The 25,169-nt window shown below is 72.2% G+C and carries 20 protein-coding genes; 9 read left to right on the forward strand and 11 right to left on the reverse strand.

The genetic code is table 11. The features are described 5' to 3' along the window. The first annotated feature begins 73 nt into the window (after nt 1–73). From ABZV00_RS17390 to ABZV00_RS17405, 4 genes are all read left to right on the forward strand, one after another. Nucleotides 74–1,741, forward strand: coding sequence for an FAD-dependent oxidoreductase (locus ABZV00_RS17390; RefSeq protein WP_355607089.1), 1,668 nt, complete (start codon nt 74–76; stop codon nt 1,739–1,741). Continuing rightward, entirely contained in the window at nt 1,738–3,177 is a 1,440-nt protein-coding gene (locus ABZV00_RS17395) for an ATP-binding protein (protein WP_355607092.1), read from the forward strand. Before ABZV00_RS17390 ends, ABZV00_RS17395 begins: the two co-directional genes overlap by 4 nt. A gap of 102 nt (nt 3,178–3,279) precedes the next feature. Then, complete coding sequence (locus ABZV00_RS17400; protein ID WP_355607095.1) at nt 3,280–3,912, forward strand: flavin reductase family protein; 633 nt, start codon at nt 3,280–3,282, stop codon at nt 3,910–3,912. Nucleotides 3,913–4,060: 148 nt separating this feature from the next. Further along, nucleotides 4,061–6,001 (forward strand): ABC transporter ATP-binding protein, encoded by a 1,941-nt coding sequence (locus tag ABZV00_RS17405; protein WP_328426598.1) that lies wholly within the window; start codon nt 4,061–4,063, stop codon nt 5,999–6,001. A gap of 148 nt (nt 6,002–6,149) precedes the next feature. Here ABZV00_RS17405 and ABZV00_RS17410 read toward each other — a convergent pair whose 3' ends face one another. The 7 genes from ABZV00_RS17410 to ABZV00_RS17440 form a co-directional block, all read right to left on the reverse strand. Next, nucleotides 6,150–6,665 carry an NUDIX domain-containing protein gene (locus ABZV00_RS17410; protein ID WP_355607098.1) on the reverse strand — a complete coding sequence of 172 codons (516 nt, stop codon included), beginning with the start codon at nt 6,663–6,665 and terminating at the stop codon, nt 6,150–6,152. A gap of 64 nt (nt 6,666–6,729) precedes the next feature. Then, nucleotides 6,730–7,371, reverse strand: coding sequence for an SRPBCC family protein (locus ABZV00_RS17415; protein WP_355607101.1), 642 nt, complete (start codon nt 7,369–7,371; stop codon nt 6,730–6,732). A 5-nt stretch (nt 7,372–7,376) separates the two neighbouring features. After that, a complete protein-coding gene (locus ABZV00_RS17420; RefSeq protein WP_328416174.1) occupies nt 7,377–7,733 on the reverse strand; it encodes a metalloregulator ArsR/SmtB family transcription factor in 357 nt (118 codons plus the stop codon). Between the two features lie 28 nt (nt 7,734–7,761). Then, the gene (locus tag ABZV00_RS17425; RefSeq protein ID WP_355607104.1) at nt 7,762–9,861 is read right to left on the reverse strand and encodes a xanthine dehydrogenase family protein molybdopterin-binding subunit; all 2,100 of its coding nucleotides are present in this window, start codon (nt 9,859–9,861) and stop codon (nt 7,762–7,764) included. Next, complete coding sequence (locus ABZV00_RS17430) at nt 9,858–10,850, reverse strand: xanthine dehydrogenase family protein subunit M (protein WP_355607107.1); 993 nt, start codon at nt 10,848–10,850, stop codon at nt 9,858–9,860. Before ABZV00_RS17430 ends, ABZV00_RS17425 begins: the two co-directional genes overlap by 4 nt. Continuing rightward, nucleotides 10,847–11,398: a 2Fe-2S iron-sulfur cluster-binding protein gene (locus tag ABZV00_RS17435; protein ID WP_355607110.1), complete on the reverse strand. Its 552-nt coding sequence runs from the start codon at nt 11,396–11,398 to the stop codon at nt 10,847–10,849. Before ABZV00_RS17435 ends, ABZV00_RS17430 begins: the two co-directional genes overlap by 4 nt. Before the next feature lie 88 nt (nt 11,399–11,486). After that, a complete protein-coding gene (locus ABZV00_RS17440; protein ID WP_355607113.1) occupies nt 11,487–12,161 on the reverse strand; it encodes a TMEM175 family protein in 675 nt (224 codons plus the stop codon). Between the two features lie 143 nt (nt 12,162–12,304). On the opposite strand from ABZV00_RS17440, the gene ABZV00_RS17445 reads away from it, so the two are divergent. From ABZV00_RS17445 to ABZV00_RS17455, 3 genes are read left to right on the forward strand one after another with little or no spacing between them, the layout of a single operon-like run. Further along, a complete protein-coding gene (locus ABZV00_RS17445) occupies nt 12,305–12,928 on the forward strand; it encodes a helix-turn-helix transcriptional regulator (protein WP_355607116.1) in 624 nt (207 codons plus the stop codon). Further along, nucleotides 12,925–13,650: an ABC transporter ATP-binding protein gene (locus ABZV00_RS17450; RefSeq protein WP_355607119.1), complete on the forward strand. Its 726-nt coding sequence runs from the start codon at nt 12,925–12,927 to the stop codon at nt 13,648–13,650. Before ABZV00_RS17445 ends, ABZV00_RS17450 begins: the two co-directional genes overlap by 4 nt. Next, nucleotides 13,647–16,106, forward strand: coding sequence for an ABC transporter permease (locus tag ABZV00_RS17455; protein ID WP_355607122.1), 2,460 nt, complete (start codon nt 13,647–13,649; stop codon nt 16,104–16,106). The genes ABZV00_RS17450 and ABZV00_RS17455 overlap by 4 nt, the downstream gene beginning before the upstream one ends. 64 nt (nt 16,107–16,170) lie before the next feature. Here the strand turns inward: ABZV00_RS17455 and ABZV00_RS17460 are convergent, their stop codons facing one another. The 4 genes from ABZV00_RS17460 to ABZV00_RS17475 all read right to left on the reverse strand — a co-directional run bounded on the left by ABZV00_RS17460 (nt 16,171) and on the right by ABZV00_RS17475 (nt 20,770). Further along, entirely contained in the window at nt 16,171–17,547 is a 1,377-nt protein-coding gene (locus ABZV00_RS17460; RefSeq protein WP_355607125.1) for a GH1 family beta-glucosidase, read from the reverse strand. A 29-nt stretch (nt 17,548–17,576) separates the two neighbouring features. Next, on the reverse strand, nt 17,577–18,416 hold the full coding sequence (locus ABZV00_RS17465; RefSeq protein ID WP_328416190.1) for a carbohydrate ABC transporter permease: 840 nt from the start codon (nt 18,414–18,416) through the stop codon (nt 17,577–17,579). Then, the gene (locus ABZV00_RS17470; protein WP_355607129.1) at nt 18,409–19,401 is read right to left on the reverse strand and encodes a sugar ABC transporter permease; all 993 of its coding nucleotides are present in this window, start codon (nt 19,399–19,401) and stop codon (nt 18,409–18,411) included. Before ABZV00_RS17470 ends, ABZV00_RS17465 begins: the two co-directional genes overlap by 8 nt. A 70-nt stretch (nt 19,402–19,471) precedes the next feature. Continuing rightward, nucleotides 19,472–20,770 (reverse strand): sugar ABC transporter substrate-binding protein, encoded by a 1,299-nt coding sequence (locus ABZV00_RS17475; RefSeq protein WP_355607131.1) that lies wholly within the window; start codon nt 20,768–20,770, stop codon nt 19,472–19,474. 232 nt (nt 20,771–21,002) lie between these two features. Here ABZV00_RS17475 and ABZV00_RS17480 point away from each other — a divergent pair, with 232 nt between their 5' ends. After that, nucleotides 21,003–22,202, forward strand: coding sequence for an ROK family transcriptional regulator (locus tag ABZV00_RS17480; protein WP_355607134.1), 1,200 nt, complete (start codon nt 21,003–21,005; stop codon nt 22,200–22,202). A 204-nt stretch (nt 22,203–22,406) separates the two neighbouring features. Next, complete coding sequence (locus tag ABZV00_RS17485; RefSeq protein ID WP_355607137.1) at nt 22,407–25,040, forward strand: discoidin domain-containing protein; 2,634 nt, start codon at nt 22,407–22,409, stop codon at nt 25,038–25,040. Nucleotides 25,041–25,169 lie beyond the last annotated feature (129 nt).

Genomic DNA, 25,169 nt, shown 5'->3' on the forward strand with positions numbered 1-25,169 from the left:
CGGCCCCGACCAAGCGTGCATCGGTGCCCGGACCGACCCCGGCCGGTGCGGCGTACCCCGGTCAGGTGGTTTCATGGGCGCCATGGCGAACCCGGTGATCCTGACCGTCGACGACGACCCGGTGGTCTCCCGGGCGGTGGCCCGGGACATCCGCCGCCACTACGGCGACCGCTACCGGGTGCTGCGGGCCGCCTCCGGCCCGGAGGCGCTGGACGCGTTGCGGGAGGTCAAACTGCGCGGCGAGCAGGTGGCGCTGCTGCTGGCCGATCACCGGATGCCGGAGATGACCGGCGTCGAGTTCCTGGAGGCCGCGATGGACATCTTCCCGGCCGCCCGCCGGGTGCTGCTCACCGCGTACGCGGACACCGACGCCGCCATCGAGGCGATCAACGTGGTCGACCTGGACCATTACCTGCTCAAGCCCTGGCACCCGCCGGAGGAGAAGCTGTACCCGGTGGTGGACGGCCTGCTGGAGGCGTGGGCGGTCACCCCGGACGCGGCGACCACCGAGATTCGGGTGGTCGGTCACCGCTGGTCGGCGCCGTCGTTCAAGGTCCGCGACTTCCTGGCCCGCAATCTGGTGCCGTACCGCTGGCTGCTGGCCGACGATCCGGAGGGCGCCCGACTGCTCGATGCGGCGGGGGCCACCGAGGCGGACGTGCCGCTGGTGGTGACCGCCGAGGGTAAGGCGCTGATCGCGCCGAGCGAGGCCGAGTTGGCCGGGCTGGCCGGGCTGACCGTGGTGCCAGCGTCCGACTTCTACGACCTCGTGGTGATCGGCGCCGGCCCGGCCGGTCTGGGCTCGGCCGTGTACGGCGCGTCGGAGGGCCTGCGCACCGTGCTGGTCGAGCGGCGGGCGACCGGCGGGCAGGCTGGCCAGAGCAGCCGGATCGAGAACTACCTGGGCTTCCCGGACGGCGTCTCCGGCGCGCAGCTGACCGACCGGGCCCGGCGACAGGCGGTGAAGTTCGGCGCCGAGCTGCTCAGTGCCCGGGAGGTGGTCGGCCTGACCGAGGCCGGCTCCGCCCGGCTGCTGCGCTTCGGCGACGGCACCGAGATCGCCGCGCACACCGTGGTGCTGGCCACCGGGGTCTCCTACCGGGTGCTCGACGCCCCCGGGCTGGCCGACTTCACCGGCCGGGGGGTCTTCTACGGCTCCACCGCCACGGAGGCGCCGAACTGCGTCGAGCAGGACGTCTACATCGTCGGCGGGGCCAACTCGGCCGGCCAGGCCGCAGTGCACTTCTCCCGCTACGCGGCCAGGGTGCACCTGCTGATCCGGGGCGCTGACCTGACCACCTCGATGTCGCGGTACCTGATCGACCAGTTGGAGCGGATCGACCGGATCACGGTGCACCCGCACACCGCCGTGGTCGGTGGCGCCGGGCAGGACCACCTGCAACGGCTCACCCTCTGCGACACCCGCACCGGAGAGGCCCGCTCGGTCGACACGTCCTGGCTGTTCATCTTCATCGGCGCCGAGCCCCGGACCGACTGGCTGGACGGGGTGCTGGTCCGCGACGGGCGTGGCTTCATCGTCACCGGTCCCGACCTGGTGACCGGTGGTCGGCGGCCGGCCGGCTGGTCGCTGTCGCGCGACCCGTACCACCTGGAGGCCAGCCTGCCGGGGGTGTTCGCCGCCGGGGACGTGCGGGCCGAGTCGGTCAAGCGGGTCGCCTCGGCCGTCGGCGAGGGCGCCATGGCCGTGTCGCTCGTGCACCGCTACCTGGAGGCCCAGTGAGCACCGAGACCGATCGCCTGACGCCCGCCCAGCTGCGCACCCTGTTCCTGTTCGAGGCACTCGACGATGCGCAGCTCGACTGGCTGGCCGAACACGGCCGGGTCGAGCAGCGTGCCGGCGGCACCCTGGTGTACGGCGAAGGCGAGGCCGCCACCTGCTTCTTCGTGCTGCTGCGCGGCGCGGTGGCGTTGAGCCGGCGGGTGCGCGGCGACGACGTCGAGACCAGCCGGACCGACCAGCGCGGGGTGTACGGCGGGGCCACCCAGGCGTACCTGGGCGACCAGGTCGAGCAGATCTACCGCAACAGCCTGCGGGCGGTGACCGACGCGGAGTTCTTCGTGCTGCCGGCGGAGGACTTCGCGCACGCCCTGCGGTCCTGGTTCCCGATGCCCATGCACCTGCTGGAGGGGCTGTTCTTCGGGATGCGGAACAGCCAGACGATCGTCGGCGAACGGGAGCGGCTGCTGGCGCTCGGCTCACTCTCGGCGGGGCTGACCCATGAGCTGAACAATCCGGCTGCGGCGGCGGTGCGGGCCACCTCGGTGCTGCGCGACCGGGTCGCCGGGATGCGGCACAAGCTCGCGATGATCGCCGACGGCCGGCTGGACGGCCGGGCCCTGCACGGGCTGGTCGCGTTGCAGGAGGAGGCGGTGGCCCGGGTGGCCACCGCGCCGAAGCTGACCCCGATGGCCACCGCCGACGCGGAGGACACCCTCACCGACTGGCTGGAGGAGCGCGGGGTGAGCGGCGCCTGGGACCTGGCGCCGATCCTGGTCGGCGGCGGGCTCGACGCGGCCTGGCTGGGTCGGGTGAAGGAGGCGGTCGGCCCGGCGGACCTGGAGGCGGCGGTGCGCTGGCTCACCTACACCGTCGACACCGAGCTGCTGATGCGCGAGATCGGCGACGCGGTGACCCGGATCTCCGGCCTGGTCGGCGCCGCCAAGCAGTACTCCCAGCTGGACCGCGCGCCGCACCAGGTGGTGGACGTGCACGACCTGCTCGACGCCACGCTGGTGATGTTCAAGGCGAAGATCCCCGCCCAGGTCAAGCTGGTCCGCGAGTACGACCACGGCCTCCCGCCGGTCCCCGCGTACGCCGCCGAGCTGAACCAGGTGTGGACCAACCTGATCGACAACGCGCTGGGCGCGATGGGGGAGAAGGGCGTGCTGACCGTCCGCACCGGACGCGTCGGCGACCTGCTGGCCGTGGAGATCACCGACACCGGCCCCGGCATCCCGCCCGAGGTGCGCCCCCGCATCTTCGAGCCCTTCTTCACCACCAAGCCGGTGGGCGCGGGCACCGGCCTGGGGCTGGACATCTCGTACCGGATCGTGGTGCACAAGCACCACGGCGACATCCGGGTGGAGACCGAGCCGGGGCGGACCACCTTCCGGGTGCTGCTGCCGGTCACCGAGGCCACATCGCCGACCCCCTGACCCGCGGAGTTGGCGGGCGTCCATCGCCTTCGCCCGGCGTGGCCGACCTTGAGTGGTCGCTTCGGCGCGGGCCGAACGATGACGGCCGTACGGTCGGCGACCATGACGATCAGCCACACCCCAACCGCCACCGAGCACCTGACGATAAACCCGAGCATCCTGTACTTCGGCACCCCGGTGGCGCTGCTCAGCACCGAGAACGACGACGGCAGCGCCAACCTGGCACCGATCTCGTCGGCGTGGGCCCTCGGCCAGCTCGTCGTGCTGGGCCTCGGCCGCGAGGGGCAGACCGCGCACAATCTTGCCGCTCGCCCCGACCTGGTGATCAATCTTCCCGCTGCTGACCAGTGGGAGGCTGTCGAGCGGCTGGCGCCGTTGACCGGACGGCACCCGGTGCCGGTGGCCAAGCGGGACCGGTTCCGACACGAGCCGGCGAAGTTCGAGGCCGCCGGCCTGCGGCCGCAGCCGTCGCGCTGCGTCCGACCGCCCCGGGTGGCCGAGTGCCCGCTGCACCTGGAGGCCCGTGCCACCCGGATCCACGCCGACGTCACTGACACGTTCCTCATCGTCGAGGCCCACGTCCTGGCGGTGCACGCCGACGCCCGCATCGTCGTGCCGGGCACCGACCATGTCGACCCGGCGGCCTGGCATCCGTTGATCTACAACTTCCGCCACTACTTCGGGCTCGGCGCCGAGCTGGGTCACAGCTTCCGCTCGGAGACGCCGGCCGGCTGACCTGGGTGACTCGGGATCTTCCGGTTGGTGACGACACGCCATTGGCACACCCGTGCGACGCACCGATTACCTGAAGACATCGAACGGTTGCGGGCAGTAGTGTCGGGCGGCATCCGTGATCCCGCCCGGAGGAGGGTCCGTGGAGTCGATGGCCCGGCAGCGCACCGCTCCCCAGGACGACGATCCGCCGGGCGATCCGCCCGACACCATGCTGCCGGAGCTGGAGGATCGCGACTGGATGCACCACGCGCAGGAGTTCGCGCACACCAGTTTCTGGGCGGTGGCCCGCCGGCTGCCCCGGCTGGTCCGGGAGGCGGTCGGGCTGGCCTGGGCCACCAACCGCAGGGACACCGTCGCGTCCATCGGGCTCAACGTCGCCGCCGGGGTGATGACCACGTTCGGCCTGCTCGCCACGACCAGTGTGCTGCGCGAGTTGTTCGCCGCGGGTCCCACCCCGGACCGGGTCCGCTCGGCCCTGCCGGCGCTGATCGTGGCCGCTGCGGCGGTGTCGGCGCGCGGCGGTCTCACGATCGCGGCAGGCTGGGCCCAGGCCCGACTGACCCCGCAGATCAACTATCAGGTCGAGCTTCGGCTGTTCGAGGCCACCACGGCGGTGGACCTGGCCGCGTTCGACGACGCCGGCTTCGCCGAGGAGATGGATCGGGCGCGGGACCGGGGGATGGCGGAGGCGGCGTACATCGTCGACCACACCGTCAACCTGGTCACCGGTGTGGTCGGCATGCTCGCCACCGCGGTGGCGGTGACCGTCATCCAGCCGCTGCTGCTGCCCTGCCTGCTGCTCGCGGCGATACCCCAGGCGATCACTGCGGTGCGGATGGCCCGCCGGGAGTACCTGGCGATGCTGGCCCGGATCACCCGACGGCGTCGGATGTGGATGCTGGCCCACCTGATGGCCAACCGGCACACCGCCGCCGAGGTGCGCGCCTACCAGATGCGCGACTTCCTGCTGGCCGAGTATCGCGGGGTGATGGCCGTCGAGACCCGGGCCCAGCTGCGCCTGGTCCGCTCGCAGACCGGCACCCGGGTGGTCGGCGCCACGGTGGCGGGCCTGGCCACCTTCGGGGTGTACGCGGTCCTCGGCGGCCTGTTGCTGAACGGGATGGTCGCCCTCGCGGCCGCGGCCACCGCACTGCTCGCCCTGCAGTCCGCGCGGACCAGCCTGGGCGTCGCGGTCATCGCCACCAACTCGCTGTACGAGGACGCCCTCTACTACCAGGACTACCGCGACTTCCTCGACCGCGCCCAGACCCGCGTGCCGATCGGCGGCGACCAGGTGGCCGAGGGTGTCGACGCGATCGAGGTGGACGAGGTGAGCCTGCGCTATCCGGACACCGACGCGCCGGCGGTGGACCGGGTCAGCCTGACCGTCCGGCGGGGCGAGGTGATCGCGCTGGTCGGCGAGAACGGCTCCGGCAAGACCACCCTGGCCAAACTGATCGCGGGGCTCTACCGGCCGACCGGCGGGGTGATCCGCTGGGACGGCGTCGACGCCGCCGAGCTGGACCCACGCGCCCTCGGCGCGCAGGTGGCCGTGATGACCCAGGAATGGTGGAAGTTCCCGTTCACCGCCGGGCAGAACATCCGCGTCGGCCGGCACGACCGCCCGCCGGAGCGACCTGGCCCCAGCGTGCAGGAGGCAGCCGGGGCGGCCGCCGCGCACGACATGATCGTCGGCCTGCCGCACGGCTATGACACCCTGCTCGACCGGGAGTTCAAGGATGGGCACGAGCTGTCCGGCGGGCAGTGGCAGCGGCTGGTCGCCGCTCGCGGCCTCTACCGCGACGCCGCGCTGCTGATCTGCGACGAACCGTCGGCTGCGCTGGACGCCCGCGCCGAACACGCCCTGTTCCAGCACCTGCGCCGCCGACCCGACCGGGCGGTCGTCCTGATCACCCACCGGCTGGCCAACGTCCGGCACGCCGACCGGATCTTCGTCATGGACCGGGGTCGACTCGTCCAGCACGGCAACCACGACGAGCTGATGGCGGCCGGCGGTCTCTACCGGGAGCTGTTCGAGCTCCAGGCCGCCGGCTACCTCGCCGGCACTGACGACGCACTACCCCGCTGACGACCGCGCCGATCGCGCGGCTGTCGCGCCGACCGAACCGACTCAAGATCGCGCTAGATCCTGGTTTTAGTGGCCTCCAACCGCGCCGATACCACTACAACCAGGATGCAGCGCGATCTTGGCCGGGGGAGGCTGGGGGAGTGGGAGGTCAGGCGCGGCGGTTGGGGGTGAGGAAGTCGGCGAGCACCCGGGTGTGGGTGGAGAACGCCAGCTCGACCGGGTCGGTGAGCACCAGCCACTCGGTGGCCTCCTCGGTCGGCGCCGACGGCGGCAGTTCCTCGATCGGCCGCTCGGGCAGCACTCCGAAGATCATCATGGTGCCGCCGGCCGGTGCCCCGTGCACCGCGAAGAGGCGGGCGTCCTCGGCCGCCGCGACCAGCCCGGTCTCCTCCCGCAGCTCACGGACCAGCGCGTCGGACCACTCCTCGCCGTACTCGATGAAGCCGCCGGGCAGCGCGAGCAGCCCGCGGGCCGGCGCGATGTCCCGGCGGACCACCACCACGCCCAGGCCCTCGGCGGTGCGGACCGGCAGCACCGCCACCGCGACGGGCAGCGGGTTGCGCCAGACGGTCTCGCCGCAGCCCGCGCAGACCCGCGGCCACCCGGCCGTCGCCGGGTAGGCGGCGCCGCAGTAGGAGCAGTGCGAGTACGGCGAACCGATCATGCGGCTGCACGTTACCCGCACCGCCGCAGTCGATCGGAGGACGGCGGCGGCGCGGGGGATGTGCTCAGGCGGTCGGGGCGCCGGTGTAGAAGGCGGTGGTGCGCTCGGCGGCGGCCTTTGCCTCGTCGGCGTCGGTGCCGGCTGCGGTGCTCGCCTCCCCCCACAGTTGGCTGCTCAGCTCCATGAACCGGCGCCCCTCGTCGGAGGCGCTCCACTCGACGCTCTGCTCCGGCGAGACCCCGCTGCCGTCGCCGGCCAAATAGGAGGCGAGGCCGAGCAGGCCCAGGTCCCACCCGACGCCGACGGCACCCGGGCCGAACTGGGCCCACCGGTCCTGGTCGACATGCGCGATGTGGTCCAGCTCGAAGCGGGTCCGCTCGGCGTCCACCGGCGTGAGCCGCACCTCGATCCAGCTCACCTCGTTGCCGTACTCCCAGGTGGCGGTGAAGCGGTGCGGCGGGTCGCAGGTCTCGATGGCGCCGCCCGCGTTGCCCTCGAGCTGGTAGCGCCCGTGCAGCCGCAGGTCGCCGGAGATCGGCAGGAACCAACGCGGAATACGTTCGGCGTTGGTGCAGGCATCCCAGAGATCTTCGAGCGTCGCGTGGTACGTCTGGCTGACCGTGCTCACCCGGGCGTCGCCGGCCTCCAGGGTGCGGCTGCCGACCGTGCGCTGGACGGCGTTGATCTGCTCGGTCGCGTCGATCATCGTGTCTACCTCTCCTCGGGGTCTCCTGGCCCACGCAGCCGACGCTCGCGTCGGCCCCGGGCCAGCTCGGTGGCGAGTGCCGCCAGGGGCGGGGTCCAGAACCGGCGGAAGTGCTCCAGCCAGCCGTCGACCTCGCGCAGCGGGCGCGGGTCGACCGCGTACAGCCGCCGGGTACCTTCCGGCCGCACGGTGGCGAAGCCGTTGTCCCGCAACACCTTGAGGTGCTGGGACACGGCGGGCTGTGAGATGCCGAACTCGTCGCGGATCACCGCGCTGACCGCGCCGGCGGTCTGCTCGCCGGCGGCGAGCAGCTCCAGGATGCGGCGCCGGACCGGATCGCCCAGCACGTCGAAAGCGTGCACGACGACGTTTATATCATTGCCGGCTTATTTAAGCCAATGGTGATAGACCGATCAGCTTGTCCAGCCGGATCGGCAGGTCGCGTATCCGCACCCCGGTGGCGTGGTGCACGGCGTTCGCGATCGCCGCCGCGGCACCGACGATGCCGATCTCGCCGATGCCCTTCACCCCGGCCGGGTTCAGCTCGGCATCCTGCTCGTCGATCCAGTGCGCCTCGATCCGCTCCACGTCCGCGCAGCCGGTGATGTGGTAGGTGGCCAGGTCGTGGTTGACCCAGTCGCCGTACCGCTCGTCGAGCAGGCCCTCCTCGTGCAGGGCCATCGAGATCCCCATCGTCATGCCGCCGATGAGCTGGCTGCGCGCGGTCGTCGGGTTGACCACCCGCCCGGCGGCGAACACCCCGAGCAGCCGGTTCACCCGCACCTCGCCGGTGTCCGCGTCCACCCGGACCTCGACGAAGTGCGCCCCGTACGCGTACCGGGGCAGCGCGGGCTGCGCGCCCACCTCGTCGGCGGTGTTCACCTCGGCGGTCACCTCGCCGTCGGCCTGCACCCCCTCGGGGGCGTCCCGCAGCTTCTCGCGTAGCGCGTCACACGCCCGGATCACCGCCCAGCTCCACGAGGCGGTGCCCATCGACCCGCCGGCCACCCCTGCAGCCGGCAGGTCGCTGTCGCCGATCCGGATCTCGACCCGCTCCGGCGGCACCCCCAGCGCGTCCGCCGCCACCTGCCAGAGCGCGGTCCGGGCGCCGGTGCCGATGTCGGTGGCGTCGATCCGCACCAGGAATCCGCCGTCGGAGCGCGCGGTGGCCGCCGCGGCGGCGGCGTGCGACCGGGCCGGATAGCTCGCGCCGGCCACCCCGGTGCCGATCAGCCAGCGCCCGTCGCGCCGGGCCCGCGGTGTCGGATCCCGGTCGGCCCAGCCGAACCGCTGGGCGCCCTCGCGCAGGCAGGCGACCAGGTTGCGGCTGGTGAACGGCCGTCCCAGCTCGGGGTCGACCGCCGGGTCGTTGCGGATCCGCAGCTCCACCGGGTCGATGCCGACGGCAATGGCCAGCTCGTCCATCGCCGACTCCAGCGCGTACGCGCCGGGGCACTCTCCCGGGGCGCGCATCCAGAACGGCGTGGGCACGTCGAGGCGCACCAGCCGGTGCGTGGTGCGTCGGTGCGGTGCGGCGTACATGCTGCGGGTGTAGACGGCGGTCTGTTCGGCGAACTCGCGGAGGGTCGAGGTCTGGCTGATCGCGTCGTGGCAGATCGCGGTGAGCCGTCCGTCGGTGTCGGCGGCGAGCCGGACCCGCTGGATGGTGGGGGTGCGGTAGCCGATCGGGCCGAACAGCTGCTGCCGGGTCAGCGCCAGCCGGACCGGCCGGTCCACGTGCCGGGCCGACAGCGCGGCCAGCACCACAGCCGCCTTGGCGTACCCCTTGCTGCCGAAGCCGCCGCCGACGTGCTCGGTGATCACCCGGACCGCCTCCCGGGGCATCTCGAACAGCTCGGCCAGGGCGGCCTGCACCGGCGCGGCGCCCTGGTTGGAGTCGTGTACGAGCAACCGTTCGCCATGCCACTGCGCGGTGGCGGCGTGCGGCTCCATCGGGTTGTTGTGGTAGGCCGGCGTCCGGTACGTGGCGTCCACCCGGACCGGAGCGGCCGCGTACCCGGCGTCGAAGTCACCCTCGGCGGTGTCCGTCGGGTAGCTGGGGTTGACGTGGTCCGGCCGGTACAGGCCGGGATGATCGGCGGTGAGCACGGTGCTGTGCGGCCCGGCGTCGTAGTCGATCCGGACCAGCCGGGCGCCCTCCCGGGCCGCCTCCAGGCTGGTGGCCACCACCACCGCGATCAGTTGCCCCCGGTAGCTCACCACCGGCTCCTGCAACAGCCAGAGGTCCGGCTCGGGCCCGGGCGCGAGCCGTGGCGCGTTGCCGTGATGCAGCACGGCCAGCACGCCGGGCAGCGCGAGCGCCGGCTCGGCGTCGACCCGGGTGATCCGGCCCCGGACCACCGCCGCCGGTACCGCCCAGCCGTAGGTGACTCCGTCCACCGGGTACTCCACCGCGTACCGCGCCGTGCCGGTGACCTTCTCCGGACCCTCCATCCGGGGGTACGCCCGACCGACCGCGCCGGCGCTCACGGCGGCGTCCCCTCGGCCAGTTCAGTGAGCGCCCGTACCGTGATGGCCCGGGTCAACGGCAGCTTGAAGCCGTTGTGCCGCAACGGGCGCGCCTCGGCCAGCTCGGCGTCGGCGGCCCGCGCCGCCAGCTCCGGGCTGAACGGCTGACCCCGCAGCTCCTCCTCGGCCCGGTAGGCCCGCCACGGCCGGTGCGCCACCGCCCCGTACGCCAGTCGGACGTCGCGGACCACGTCGCCGTCGAGGTCCAGCGCCGCGGCCACCGAGCCAGCGGCGAAGGCGAACGAGGCCCGGTCCCGCACCTTGAGGTACGTCGAGCGGCGGGCCATCGGCAGCGCCGGCAGTCGGACGGCGGTGATCAACGCACCCCTGGCCAGCGTGGTCTCCCGCTCCGGATGCTCCCCGGGCAGGCGGTGCAGCGCGGCGAGCGGGATGTCGCGGGCGCCGCCGGCCTCGTGCACCTCCACCACCGCGTCCAGCGCGGCCAGCGCGACCGCCAGGTCCGACGGGTGGGTGGCCACGCACTCATCGGACCAGCCCAGCACGGCCAGGTCGCGATTCTGGCCGTGCCGGGCGGCACAACCGCTTCCCGGTTCGCGCTTGTTGCACGCCTTGCCGGTGTCCTGGAAGTAGACGCAGCGGGTGTGCTGCAACAGGTTGCCGCCGGTGGTGGCGAGGTTGCGCAACTGCCCGGAGGCTGCGGCGAGCAGGGCGCGGGCCAGCACCGGGTAGTCCCGGCGGACCACCGGGTGGGCGGCGAGGTCGCTGTTGCGTACCGTCGCGCCGATCCAGAGCCCGCCGTCGGGCAGCTTCTCGACCGCGTCCAGCGGCAGCCGGTTCACGTCCACCAGCAGGTCGGGCCGCTGCACACCGAGCTTCATCAGGTCCACCAGGTTGGTCCCGCCGGCCAGGTACGCCGCCTGCGGCTCGGCGGTCAGCACGGCGACCGCCTCGGCAACGTCGGCCGGCCGGTGGTAGCGGAACGGCCTCACGTCGTCACCGCCGTCTCACGGACGGCCGCGACGATGTGCGGGTACGCGGCGCAGCGGCACAGGTTGCCGGCCATCCGCTCGCGGATCTCCGTGTCGGTCAGCTCGGCCGGTGCGGTGAGGTCGTCGGTGACCGCACTGGGCCAGCCCTGGGCGAACTCGTCGAGCATGCCGCGGGCGGAGCAGAGTTGGCCGGGGGTGCAGTAGCCGCACTGGAACGCGTCGTGCGCGACGAAGGCAGCCTGGAGTGGGGACAGCTCGTCCGGCCCGGCCAGTCCCTCCACGGTGAGCACGGACCGGCCGTCCAGGGTGACCGCGAGGACCAGGCAGCTCTTCACCCGGCGGCCGTCCAGCAGCACGGTGCAGGAGCCGCACTGGCCGTGGTCGCAGCCCTTCTTCGCCCCGGTCAGGTCGAGCCGCTCGCGCAGGGTGTCCAGCAGCGTGGTGCGGTTGTCCAGGGTCAGCTCCCGTGGCGCGTCGTTGACCTCGAACGTGACCCGGGACGAGTGCCGCTCGTCGGTGGTTGTCTCGCTGTCCGGTCTGCCCTGCACCGGCCCAGACTAGCTTTACTGGTACATATGCGGGCGAATAACCCATGGAGCTGCGTGCGGGAGGTGATCGGAGTGCCGGACCCGCCGATCACCGCCGGGCTGTTGCTGGCCGCCGGTGCAGCCCCTCGCTGGTGAACGCGTGATACATGACCATGACGATGACGCCGATCAGGCCCAGCAGGGGGTTGACGAACCAGCCGAGCAGGCCGCTGAGCCCGTAGAGGACCAGGCCGGTGACCGGTCGCAGCCGCTGCGTCCGCACGTACTCCGGACTGACCTCGCGCTGGAGCAGCGCCGGGTGGCGGCGCAGGTAGCCGAAGAACACCAGCCAGGGGGCCGACATCAGGGCAGCGGCCAGCGCGTACAGGGCGACGGCGGCGCGGCGGTCGGCGGTGTCACCGTGGGTGAACGCGGACGCCAGCACGGCGGTGGGGAACGGGATGATCACCGCGCCGAAGAGGATGCCGAGGTTGATCCAGCTCAGCGCGAGGGTGGTGCCGCGGATCAGCCGGACCAGCGCGTGGTGGTTGAGCCAGAGCACCCCGATATAGATGAAGGACACCACGAAGGCCAGGTAGGACGCTCCTTCGTCGAGCAGCCCCGTCAGCAACTCGCCCTTGTGGTATTCCGGCACCCGCAGCTCGATGACCAGCAGCGTGATGACGATGGCGAAGACGCCGTCGCTGAACGCGGTCAGCCGGTCCGTCTCGGACATCCGTAGCCCGGCGTCGGGTTGCCCGACCTCGTCGGCTGCTGCGGCCATTCGGGAAGGCTAACCGTCGGCGCGATCCGCCGACGGCGGTTTGTCCGAACGGGAGGACGACTGTGGACGGTGGTCGGACGGGGGAGTGCCGACTGTATAATACTGTGTATTATACCGAGTATGCTAACTGTAGGTGATGGTTCGTGAGCATCCGTCATGCCATGCTGGCGCTGCTCACCGAGGCACCGAAGTACGGTCTCCAGCTCCGGCAGGAGTTCGAGGCGCGCACCGGCGAGGTCTGGCCACTCAACGTCGGGCAGGTCTACACCACGCTGCAACGCCTGGAGCGCGAGGGCCACGTCGAGACCGACGACACCGGCCGCGACGGCGCACAGAAGCGCTACCGGCTCACCGCCGACGGCGAACGGGAGCTGCACAGCTGGCTGCGGACGCCACCCCAGGCCGGGCCGCCGCCCCGCGACGAGCTCGTGATGAAGGTGCAGGTGGCGATGCGCCTGACCCAGGTGGACGTCACCGAGATCCTGCAGACCCACCGGCGGCGGATCGTCGAGGAGATGCAGCGCTACACCCACCTCAAGGCCGACGCGGCACCGGAGGACATCGGCCTCGGCCTCGTCGTCGACGCCGAGCTGTTCCGACTGGAAGCGGTCGTCCGCTGGCTGGACGCGGCGGACGCCCGCCTGCGCAGCCACCCGACGCAGCCCGCCGCCAGCGCACCGACCACGGACCCGTCGCTGGCCACGGACGACCAGGAGAGTCGCCCGACGCGGCCAGCCCGGGACGACGCGGCAGGAGCCCGGCGATGAGCGTCGTGCTGAGCCTGCGGCAGGTGTCCAAGGTGTACGGGGCCGGCGCCGCTGCCGTACACGCCCTGCGTGCGGTCGACCTGGACGTGGTCGCCGGTGAACTGGTCGCGGTCATGGGTCCCAGTGGCTCGGGTAAGAGCACCCTGCTGACCATCGCGGGCACCCTGGAGGAGCCGACGGCCGGTCAGGTGACGGTGTGCGGGTCCGACCTCTCGGCGCTGTCCGCCGACGCCACCGCCCGGCTGCGTCGCCGGTCGCTCGGCTTCGTCTTCCAGGACCTGAACCTGCTCGCCGGCCTCTCCGCCGTCGAGAACGTGGCCCTGCCCCTGGAGCTGGATGGCATGGCCGTACGTCCGGCGCGCGCCGCCGCCCTGCACGTGCTCGACGAGTTGGGGCTGACCGACCGCGCCGGCCACTTTCCCGACGACCTCTCCGGCGGTGAGCGCCAACGGGTCGCCATCGCCCGGGCCGTGGTGGGGGACCGGCGGCTGCTGCTGGCCGACGAGCCGACCGGCGCCCTCGACGCCGCCAACGGCGAAGCCGTCCTGCGGATGCTCCGCTCGGCCTGCAAGCGCGGCATCGCCGGAGTGATGGTCACCCACGATGCCCAGCTCGCGTCCTGGGCCGATCGAGTGATCTTCATTCGGGACGGCCGGGTGGTCGACCAGACCGCACCGTCGGCCGGCCCGGACGCCCTGCTCGCCCCGGACCCGACGTCGTGACTGCCGACCCGGGCCGCGGCCGCAGAACAGCCCGGCCCGCTGGCGGCGGACTCCCGGCCCGCCGCGCGGTGATCCGCTGGGCGGTACGGCTGTTCCGCCGTGAGTGGCGGCAGCAACTGCTGGCCATCGCGCTGCTCACCGTCGCGGTCACCGGTGCCACCTTCGGCCTGGCGGCGACCTGGAACCTGGCCGCGTCGAGCGACGCCACGTTCGGTCGCGCCGACCAGCTTCTCCGGATCCCCGGCGACGATCCGGCCGCGCTGGATGCCCGGGTCACCGCCGCTCGGGGGTGGTTCGGCACGATCGACGTCATCGGGCACCGGCACGTGCCGGTGCCGGGGGTGTTCGATCCGGTCGATGTCCGGGCCCAGGACCCCGCCGGTGCGTACGGCGGCCCGATGCTCGCCCTGCGGCAGGGCCGTTACCCGACCGGGTCCGCCGAAGTGGCGGTGACCGACGGGGTGGCGCGAGCCCTGCGCGCCGAGCTCGGCACCCGGGTCCAGCTCGGTGACTCCGACCGCCTGATCGTCGGAGTGGTGGAGAACCCGGCGGACCTGCACGACGAGTTCGCCCTCACCGACCCGGCGCATGCCGACCGACCGCAGGTGGTGACCGTCCTGGTGGCCGGCGACCGCGACAGCTTGGAGGAGTTCCGGCAGACCATCGACGGCCCGCTGGTGCGCGAGTCCCGGCCGGTGGCCGAGCGCACCGCGCTCACCATCGCCGCGCTGGCGCTGGCCGCCGTCGGCCTGCTGCTGGTGTCGCTCGTGGCCGCCGCCGGGTTCGTGGTGCTGGCACAGCGCCGGCTGCGTCAGCTCGGCATGCTGGCGGCGATGGGCGCCACCCGTCGACACCTGCGGCTGGTGCTGCTGGTCAACGGCGCGGCGGTCGGGTCAGTCGCCGCGGTCTGCGGCACCGCCGTCGGGGTGGCCGGCTGGCTGGTCACCGCAGGGTTCGTCGAGACCGCCGCCGGGCACCGCATCGGCCGGTTCGACCTGCCCTGGCTCACCATCGGCGCGGGCATGCTGCTGGCCGTCGCGACGGCGACCGCCGCGGCCTGGTGGCCGGCCCGCGCGGTCGCCCGTACCCCGATCATGAGCGCGCTGTCGGCCCGGCCGCCGGTCCCACCGCCAGCGCGGCGGACCGCCGTGGCCGCGGCCGTGCTGCTCGCTGCCGGTCTCACGGCGCTGGTGCTCTCCGACGGGTCGAACCCGTTGCTCATCGGGGTGGGTGCCGTCGGCGTCGCGCTCGGCGTGCTGTTCGTCGGTCCGCTGGCCATCCCGGCGCTGGCGGCGGCCCGGGGAGGTCTGCCGGTGGCGGTGCGGCTGGCCCTGGCGGATCTGTCCCGGTACCGCGTCCGGGCCGGGGCCGCGCTCGCCGCGATCAGCCTCGCGGTGGGGCTGTCGGCGGCGATCGTGGTGGGCTCCGCCGCAGCGGACTACCGCAGCCGGGAGGCGGCCGGGCTGGGCAACCTCGCCGCCAGCCAACTGGTGATCAGGATCGGTCACCCGGATCCGGTGATCCCGGAACGAACGGCGGCCGAGATCGCCGCGCTCCAGGCCCGGACCGACACCATCGCGACCGCCGTGGGTGCGGCAACCGTCATCCCGCTGGACATGGCGGTGGTGGCCGCGCACCTCGAGCCGGGCCGGGAGGGAAGACCGAGCGGTCACCCCGCCGTCGAGATCGGCGCACCGGCTGCGGCCGGGGAGTTTACGACCTCTTATCCGCTCTACGTCGTCAATCCCGGGCTGCTCCGACTGAACGGCGTGGCCGGAATGACGGTCGAGCCCGACACCGATGTGCTCAGCACCCGCACCGGCGAGCTGGAGCTGATGAACATCCCCGCCCGCGGCGTACGTCCGATCGTGCGCACCCTTCCCCGGTCCGGCTACACCAGGCTGCCCGACTCGCTGATCACCTCCGGCGCGCTCGGCCGGCACGGCTGGCAACCGGCCCGCGTCGGCTGGTTCCTCGCGGCCGACCAGGCCCTCACCCACGCGCAGTTGGCCACAGCCCAGGACCTGGCCGCCGCCGCCGGGCTCACCATCGAGTCCCGTCGGGAGCAGAGCTCGCTGACCGCACTGCGGACCGGCGCTACCGGCGCTGGCGTGCTGCTCGCGCTCGGCGTGCTGGCGACGACCGTCGGGCTCATCCGGGGTGAGGCCGCAGCGGACCTGCGGACGCTGACCGCGACCGGGGCACCGAGGCGGGTCCGGCGGACGCTCACCGCCACCACCGCCGGAGCGCTCGCCCTGCTCGGTGCCGTACTGGGCGTGGCCGGTGCCTACCTGGCGCTGGCCGGTGCCCTGCACCGCGACCTCGACCCGCTCGGCGCCGTGCCGGTCGTTCACCTCGTCGCGACCGCCGGTGGGCTGCCGTTGCTCGCCGCGGTCGCCGGCTGGCTGCTCGCCGGCCGGCTGCCGCCGTCGCTGTCCCGCCGGCTCCTGGACTGAGCGCGGAACGCCCTGGGCGCCGCTCGACGCGGCGCCCAGGGTGCCCAGCCTCGCCGACCCCCGTTCAGGCCGCCGGTGTGGCGGTCCCGGTCGCACCGGCGACGCGCTGGTGGGCGCGGATCAGCTCGGCGTAGCGCAGGCCGCTCGCCTTCACCGTCCGGCGCTGGGTGGCGTAGTCCACGTGCACCAACCCGAAGCGCTTGTCATAGCCGTACGCCCACTCGAAGTTGTCCAGCAACGACCAGACGAAGTAGCCGTCCAGCGGCACGCCCTGGGCCACCGCCGACGCGCACGCCGCCAGGTGCTGCTCCAGGTGGTCGGTGCGCTCCTTGTCCTCCACCGCGCCTTCGGCCGTGACCTCATCCGGCCATGCCGAGCCGCTCTCGGTGACGATGATCCGGCCCGGCCGGTACTCCTCGTTCACCTCGACCAGCAGCCGCTCCAGCCCCGTCGGGTACATCTCCCAGCCCATCGCGGTCTCCACCGAGCCGGGCACCGGCAGTTGCCGGGCGTACGGCGGCGGCCCGGTCGGGTCGTCGGCCACCACCTGGCGGAAGTAGTAGTTCACCCCGAGGAAGTCGGTGGGTGTGGCAATCACCGCCAGATCGTCGCCGCGCACCGGCGGCTCGACTCCGTACGTGGCGATCATGTCGGAGGGGTAGCCGCGCCCGTGGATCGGGTCCAGCCACCAGCGGTTGACGTGCCCGTCGGCGCGCCGGGCCGCCGCGACGTCCTCGGGCCGGTCGGTCGCCGGCTCGATCGGGCTGAGGTTGAGCACCAGCCCCACCGAGGCCGGCCGGGCGGCGTTGGCGCGTACCGCCTGGGTGGCCAGGCCGTGCCCGAGCAGCACGTGGTGTGACGCGTGCACCGCGCGGGTCAGGTCCCGCTCGCCCGGGGCCATCCGCCCCTCCAGGTGCCCGATCCAGGACACGCAGAGCGGCTCGTTGACGGTGTTCCAGTCGGTCACCCGATCGCCGAGGCGGGCGGCGACCACCGCCGCGTAGTCGGCGAACGCCTCGGCGGTGGAGCGCTGCGGCCAGCCGCCCCGGTCCTGTAGCACCTGCGGCAGGTCCCAGTGGTAGAGCGTGACGAACGGCCGGATCCCGTCGGCGAGCAGCGTGTCGACCAGCCGGTCGTAGAAGTCCAACCCGGCGGGGTTGACCGCGCCGACGCCGTCGGGCATCACCCGGGGCCAGGCCACCGAGAACCGGTACGCGTCGACGCCGAGTCGGCGCAGCAGCGCCAGATCCTCCGGCCACCGGTGGTAGTGGTCGCAGGCCACCGCGCCGGTGTCGCCGTTGTCGACGTTGCCGGGGGTCGCCGAGAAGGTGTCCCAGATGGACGGCGCCCGGCCGTCGACGTCGACGGCCCCCTCGATCTGGTACGCCGCCGTGGCGACACCCCAGAGAAAGTCGGGCGGCAGCTTGGACAAATCCGGCACGGGTAGGTTCTCCTCTGGGGTTGGATGACTCACTTGACCGCGCCGGCGGTGAGGCCGGCGACGAAGTAGCGCTGGAGGGCGAGGAAGCCGGCGACGACCGGAATGCTGACCACCAGCGAGGCGGCCATCACCTGGTTCCAGTAGACGTTGAACTGGGTGGAGTAGCCCTGCAGGCCGACGGCCAGGGTGCGGCTGCCCTCATCGGTCATCACCGAGGCGAAGAGCACCTCACCCCAGGCGGTCATGAACGCGTACACGGTGACCGCGACCACGCCGGGCACGGCGGCCGGGAGGATGACCTGGAACAGGATGCGCAGCGGCCCGGCCCCGTCGACCTGCGCCGCCTCGTCCAGCCCTCGGGGGATCGAGTCGAAGTAGCCGACCAGCATCCAGATCGAGAACGGCAGCGAGAAGGTCAGGTAGGTGATGATCAGGCCGGTGCGGCTGGCGTACAGCTCGATGCCGGTGGCGTTGCCCAGGTTGACGTAGATGAGGAAGAGCGGCAGCAGGAACAGGATGCCGGGGAACATCTGGGTGGACAGCACCGTCACCGAGAAGACTCCCCGGCCGCGGAACCGGTACCGGCTGACCGCGAACGCGGCGAAGATCGCCACCGCGACCGAGCAGATCGCCGCGATGCTCGACACCACCAGGCTGTTCACCAGGTAGCGGGCCAGCGGCACGGTGCTCCACATGTCGATGAACGGTTGCAGGGTGGGCCGGCTGGGCCACCAGGTGAAGCCGTTCTGCACGTCCTGCAGCGGCTTCGCCGCGGAGGTGACCATCACGTAGAGCGGGATGACGACGAAGAGGGTGAGCAGGGTCAGCACGATGCGCCGACCCCAGCGCTCACCGGCGGTCTCACGCATGGTCGTCCCTCCGGCGGTTGGTGATCAGCAGGTACGCGGCCGAGACGACCAGCAGGAACAGCAACAGTGCCACCGACATCGCCGAGCCGGACCCGAAGTCCCAGGTCTTGAAGGAGCTGCGGTAGATGTGGATGGAGATCAGGTCGGCCTGTTCCGGCGCGGAGCCGCCGAAGAGCACGTACGGGGTGTTGAAGTCGTTGAAGGTCCACAGGAACAGCACCAGCAGCAGCACCAGGTTCACCGGCCGCAGCATGGGCAGGGTGACCGAGCGCAGCCGGCGCCAGAACCCGGCGCCGTCGATGGCGGCGGCCTCGTACAGCTCGCCGGGGACGTTCTGCAGGCCGGCCATCAGGCAGAGGAAAGCGAACGGCCAGTTGCGCCAGACCGACACCACGAGCAGCGACCAGAAGCTGTTGTCGCCGATCAGCCAGAACGGCCGGTCGTCGAGGAGCCCGAGCTGGTCGACCAGTACGTGGTTGACCAGGCCGGTGTCGCGCTGCAGCAGGAAGCTCCAGGTGATCACGGCGGTGTAGACCGGCAGCGCGTACGGGGTGAGGAACAGCGCCCGCAGGATGGCCCGGCCCCGGAACGGCCGTTGCAGCACCACCGCCGCCGAGATGCCGAGCAGCCAGGCGAACCCGACCGAGAGCAGGCTGTAGACCAGCGTGACCCAGAACGAGTGCAGCAGTTCCTTGCCGGCGGCGCTGTTCACATCGAGCGTCGCCCGGTAGTTCTCCAGCCCGATGAAGGGCGCGGTGGACCAGTTGCGGATGTGGAACTGGGTCAGCTCCAGCAGGCTCATCCAGACCCCGACGACCATCGGGATCACGTGGATGGCGAGTTCCAGCACGATGGCCGGTGCGAGCAGCAGGTACGGCAGGAGCGAGCGGCGGGGGCCGCGGGGCCGGCGGGCCGGCCCCCGGGCCGGCGACCCGGCCCGGGGTTCGCGCTGGTCGGCGTCCGGCGCGGTGGTGCTGGTTGCCATCGGGGTCCTCTCGGAGGCGGTGGCCGTGGCCGGGCTCAGCACCCGACCACGGCCACCGGCGACGCCTGGGTCAGCGCATCTTCTGCTGCGCGTCGGTCAGCTTGGCCTTCACCGATTCCTCGGTGACCGGCTTGCCGCTGGCCGCGTCGGCGAACAGCTCCTTCATCGCGGTGCCGACCAGGGTCTCGAAGGTGCTCTCCTCGGGCACCTGCGGCAGCGGGGCCGCGGTGGTGACCAGGGTCTCCTGGATCGTCTTCTGCTCCACGGCGGTGAACGCCGGGTCGGAGCCCGCGGTCTTCACCGCCGGCAGCGACCCGTACGTGCGGTTGAGGATCGTCTGCTCCTCGTCGCTGGTCATGAACTTCACGAAGCTCAGCGCGCCGTCACGGTTCTTGGTGTGCTTGAAGACCGCCATGTTGATACCGGCGACCATGCTGTTGACCTTCTTGCCGCCGGGCGGCGGGCTGGCCAGGAACGGCACCGGGGCCACCCCGTACGCGTCGGCGGGCATGTTCTGCGTCTTCAGGTTCGAGCCGGCGGACTGCCAGAGCAGCATGGCGGCCTTGCCGTTGGCGAAGTCGGAGACCGACTGGTTCTGCGCGTACTCGGCGTTGCTCGGGTTGGTGATCTTGTCGGCGGCCATGAAGTCGATGTAGCGCTTGATCGCCGAGACGTTCTGCGGGGTGTCGAAGGTCGGCTTGCCGGCCGAGTCGAACCACTCGCCGCCGTACTGCTGGCTGAAGGTGAAGGCGTGGTGGGCGTTCTCCGACGGGTTGGCCCCCTCGATCGCCAGGCCCCACTTGCCACCGGTGCTGAGCTTCTTGCCGTACTCGGCAAGCTGCTCCCAGGTGGTCGGCGGTGCGGTGATGCCGGCGTCGGCGAACGACTTCTTGTTGTAGTACAGGCTGTACGCCATGCTGTAGAGCGGCACGGCGGCCGGCGGCTTGCCGGGGGCGCCGGCGGCGGCGAGCGCGGCGGGCACGATGCGGTCCTTGCCGCCGACGGCCTGCAGGGTGGCGTCGTCGAACTCGACCAGGGCGCCGGTGGCCTGCAACGAGGCCGACCAGGTGTTGCCGATGTTCACCACGTCCGGGCCCTTGCCGGAGGCGGCGGCGGCGAGCAGCCGGTTGAGCAGGTCCGACCAGGGGACCACCTCGACGTTGACCTTGATGCCGCTCTGCTTCTCGAACTTGTCCAGCTCCGGCTGGAGGATCGTCTTGTCGGCCTCCAGGCTGGCGCCCTGGTTGCTGGCCCAGTAGGTGAGGGTCTTGCCCGATCCGGCGGAGTCGTCGCCGGAGCCGCCGCAGGCGGTCAGCGAGGCCGCGGCCAGTACGGCGGCGGTGAATATCCCGAGGTGTCGTCTCGACACGGTCAGCCCTTCCGGTACGTGGTGGGGTCCGCCGGCCTCCGTCGTCGATAGGGGTGGGCGACGGCCGGCCGGCTGCGGACGGGATTTCGGGGTGCGCCGCCGGGGTCCGGTGGCGTTTCCCGGGAGTTACATCACGGCTTAATGAATGTCGTCATTAAAGTTGCTGTCCAGTGGGTCGTCAAGCACGGGCCGGTTACAGTCGCTCGAACGACCGACGGGATCGAGGTGCCGAGTGGAGCTGGCGCGAGCCACCAACCGGAGCGTCCGGCTGCGCAACAGGTCTGCCCTGCTGACGAAGCTCTTCCTCGACGCCCCGCTCACCCGGCAGGACCTGGTGCGCAGCACCGGGCTGAGCCAGCCGGCGGTGAGCAACGTGGTGGCCGACCTGATCGACGAGGGGCTGGTCGCCGAGGCCGGCGCCGCCGAGTCCGACGGGGGCCGACCCAGCATGCTGCTGCGGGTCGCACCCCGGTTCGCCTTCGTCGTCGGGGTGGACGTGGGCGAGACCCGGGTCAGGGTCGAGCTGTTCGACTTCGCGATGACCCTGCTGGCCAGCGTCGAGTACCCGCTCGACCCGGCGCGCACCGAGCCCGACGTGGTGGCCGGGCACGTGCTGGCCGGCATCGACGCGGTGACCGGCCAGGCCCAGGTCGCCACCAGCGACGTGCTCGGCGTCGGGATCGGCGTCTCCGGGGTGGTCGAGCAGGGCACCCAGGCCGTGGTGCACGCCCAGGCCCTCGGCTGGGACCGGGTGCCGCTGGAGCGCCTGATCGGCGCCGGCACCGACCTGCCGCTGCACATCGACAACGGCGCGAAGACCCTCGGCCAGGCGGAGATGTGGTTCGGCGCCGGCCGGGGTGCGCGGCACGCGGTCTTCGCGCTGGTCGGCTCCGGTGTCGGCGCGGCGGTGGTGACCAACGGCGCCACCTACCGGGGCGCGTCCAGCAGCGCGGGGGAGTGGGGGCACACCACCCTGGTGTACGGCGGCCGGGCCTGCCGGTGCGGCGCGCGCGGCTGCCTGGAGGCGTACGTGGGCGCGGAGGCGATCATCGACCGCTACCGGGAGGCACGCCGGGGCCGGCCAGTGCCGGGCGAGGATGAGGAGTCCCAGCTCGCCGCCCTGGTCGACGCCGCCGCGACCTCGGCCACCGCCCGACGGGTGCTGGACGACACCGCTGGCTACCTCGGCGCCGGGGTGGCCAACCTGATCAACCTGTTCAACCCGGAGCGGGTGGTGCTCGGCGGTTGGGCGGCGATGGCGCTGGGCGACCTGCTGCCGGCCGTCCGGGAGGCCGCCGGCCGGCAGGCGCTGCGCCAGCCGTACGAGCAGGCGTCGATCGAGCTGTGCCGGCTCGGGGTGGACGCCGTGGCGTTGGGTGCCGCCACGCTGCCGATTGCCCGGTTCCTCACCGAGGGTGGCGTACGCCGCTGAGGGGCAATTCGCCCACAACAAACCTTCGGGATAAATAACAGTGTTATAGATCGATGTCTTGACGCCGTCGCAATCGCGCCGCAACACTCCTACGAGAGCGCTCTCCGCCCCGCGGCGTCGCATCGGCGGCACCACCCACGGCACCACGGGCGAGCCCCATCCCACCCGCGCGTCGTCCGTAACCCCCTATCGACAGGCGATGTCATGACATCTCGCGCTACATCCGCACGCCCGCGTCCCCGGCGTGCCGTCCGACACCTGCTCCTCGGGCTCACCGTGGCCCTGGTCGCGGCGCTCACCCCGGCCGGCGTCCCGACACCGGCGCAGGCCGCCCCCACCCTGCTGTCGCAGGGCCGCCCGGCCACCGCCTCGTCCACCGAGAACGCCGGCACCCCGGCCGCCGCCGCCGTCGACGGCAACACCGGCACCCGCTGGGCCAGCGCGTTCAGCGATCCCCAGTGGCTCCAGGTCGACCTGGGTGCCCGGGCCACCCTCAGCCAGGTGACCCTGCAGTGGGAGGGTGCCTACGCCCGCGCCTTCCAGCTCCAGACCTCCGACGACGGGGCCACCTGGACCACCATCTACTCGACCACCACCGGCGCCGGCGGCACGCAGACCCTCGCCGTCACGGGCGCCGGCCGGTACGTGCGGATGTACGGCACCGCCCGGGGCACCGGCTACGGCTACTCGCTCTGGGAGTTCCAGGTCTACGGCGAGACCGGCGGCAGCACGCCCACCTGCGGCAGCACCAATGCCGCGCAGGGCCGCCCGGTTACCGCCTCGTCCACCGAGAACGCCGGCACCCCCGCGTCCGCCGCGGTCGACGGCAACGCCGGCACCCGCTGGGCCAGCGCCGCCAGCGATCCCCAGTGGCTGCGCGTCGACCTCGGCAGCACGCAGTCGATCTGCCGGGTGGTGCTCACCTGGGAGGCCGCATACGCCCGGGCCTTCCAGCTCCAGACCTCGGCTGACGGCAACACCTGGACCACCATCTACTCGACCACCACCGGCGCCGGCGGCACGCAGACCCTCGCCGTCACCGGCAGCGGTCGCTACCTGCGGATGTACGGCACCGCGCGGGGCACCACCTACGGCTACTCACTGTGGGAGCTGGCGGTGAACACGACCGGTGGGACCAGCGAGCCGCCGGTCGACCCGACCGACCCGCGCAACCCGAACCTCGGTCCGAACACCTTCGTCTTCGACCCGAGCACCCCGACCGCCACCATCCAGAGTCGACTGCACACGCTCTTCACCCAGCAGGAGACCAACCAGTTCGGCCCCCAGCGCTACGCGGTGCTCTTCAAGCCCGGCACCTACACCGCCGACGTCAACCTCGGCTTCTTCACCCAGGTCGCCGGCCTCGGCATGAGCCCCGACGACGTCAACCTCAACGGGCACGTCCGGGTGGAGGCGGCCTGGTTCGGCGGCAACGCCACCCAGAACTTCTGGCGCGCGGCGGAGAACCTCTCGGTCACCCTGCCCGCCGGGGTGAGCGTCGAGCGCTGGGCGGTGTCCCAGGCCGCGCCGTACCGGCGGATGCACCTGCGCGGCGCGCAGAACCAGATCCAGCTCTGGAACGGCGGCGACGGCTGGTCCAGTGGCGGCCTGATGGCCGACACCCGCGTCGACGGCCTGGTCGTCTCCGGCTCGCAGCAGCAGTGGTACTCGCGCAACAGCGAGTTCGGCAACGGCTGGACCGGCTCGGTGTGGAACATGGTCTTCCAGGGCGTCACCGGCGCACCACCGCCGAGCTTCCCCAACCCGTCGCACACCGTCATCCCGCAGACCCCGCAGGTTCGGGAGAAGCCGTTCCTGTACGTCGACGGCACTGGCGAGTACCGGGTCTTCGTGCCGGCGCTGCGGAACAACTCCACCGGCACCAGCTGGTACGGCAAGACCCCGGCCGGCTCGTCCATCTCGCTGTCGCAGTTCTTCATCGTCCAGCCCGGCACCAGCGCGGCCACCATCAACGCGGCCCTGGCCCAGGGCAAGCACCTGCTCTTCACCCCGGGCGTGCACCACGTCACCGAGCCGATCCAGGTCAACCGGGCCGACACGGTGATCCTCGGCCTCGGCCTGGCTACCATCCAGGCCGACAACGGCAGCGTCGGGATGCGGGTGGCCGACGTGGACGGTGTGAAGGTGGCCGGCATCATGTTCGAGGCCGGCACGACGAACTCGCCGGTGCTGATGGAGGTCGGGCCGACGGGCTCGGCGGCGAGCCACGCCGCGAACCCGACCTCGTTGCACGACGTGTTCTTCCGGATCGGTGGACCGCACGTCGGCAGGGCCACCAACACGCTGACCGTCAACAGTGACAACGTGATCGGTGACCACATGTGGCTGTGGCGGGCCGACCACGCGGCCAGCGGCGTACCCACCGGGTGGACGTTGAACACCGCCGACACCGGGCTCACCGTCAACGGCGACAACGTCACCATGTACGGCCTCTTCGTCGAGCACTACCAGAAGTACCAGACGGTCTGGAACGGCAACGGCGGGCGGACGTACTTCTACCAGAACGAGATGCCGTACGACCCGCCCAACCAGGGCGCCTGGATGAACGGCGCGACCCGGGGGTACGCCGCGTACAAGGTGGCCGACTCCGTCACCAGCCATCAGGCGTGGGGGATGGGCAGCTACTGCTACTTCAACGTGAACCCGGCGGTCATCGCCGACCGGGCCATCGAGGCGCCCACCAACCCGAACGTGCGGTTCACCAACATGGTCACCGTCTCGCTCGGTGGCGTCGGCACCATCAACCGGGTGATCAACAACACCGGCGGCACCGCCAACGCGGCCAACCAGCAGGTGTACCTGACCACCTACCCCTGACCGGGGCACCCGACCGGCCCGGTCGCGCCGTCGACCGGGCCGCGCGGGTCGCACCGTGGGTCGAGCCGGCCCGGTCCCGCCGAGACCGGGCCGGCCCGGTCGCGCCGCACCCCCGCCGACACCGCGCCG

The organism is Micromonospora sp. NPDC005173, assembly GCF_040608515.1.
Lineage (GTDB): Bacteria > Actinomycetota > Actinomycetes > Mycobacteriales > Micromonosporaceae > Micromonospora.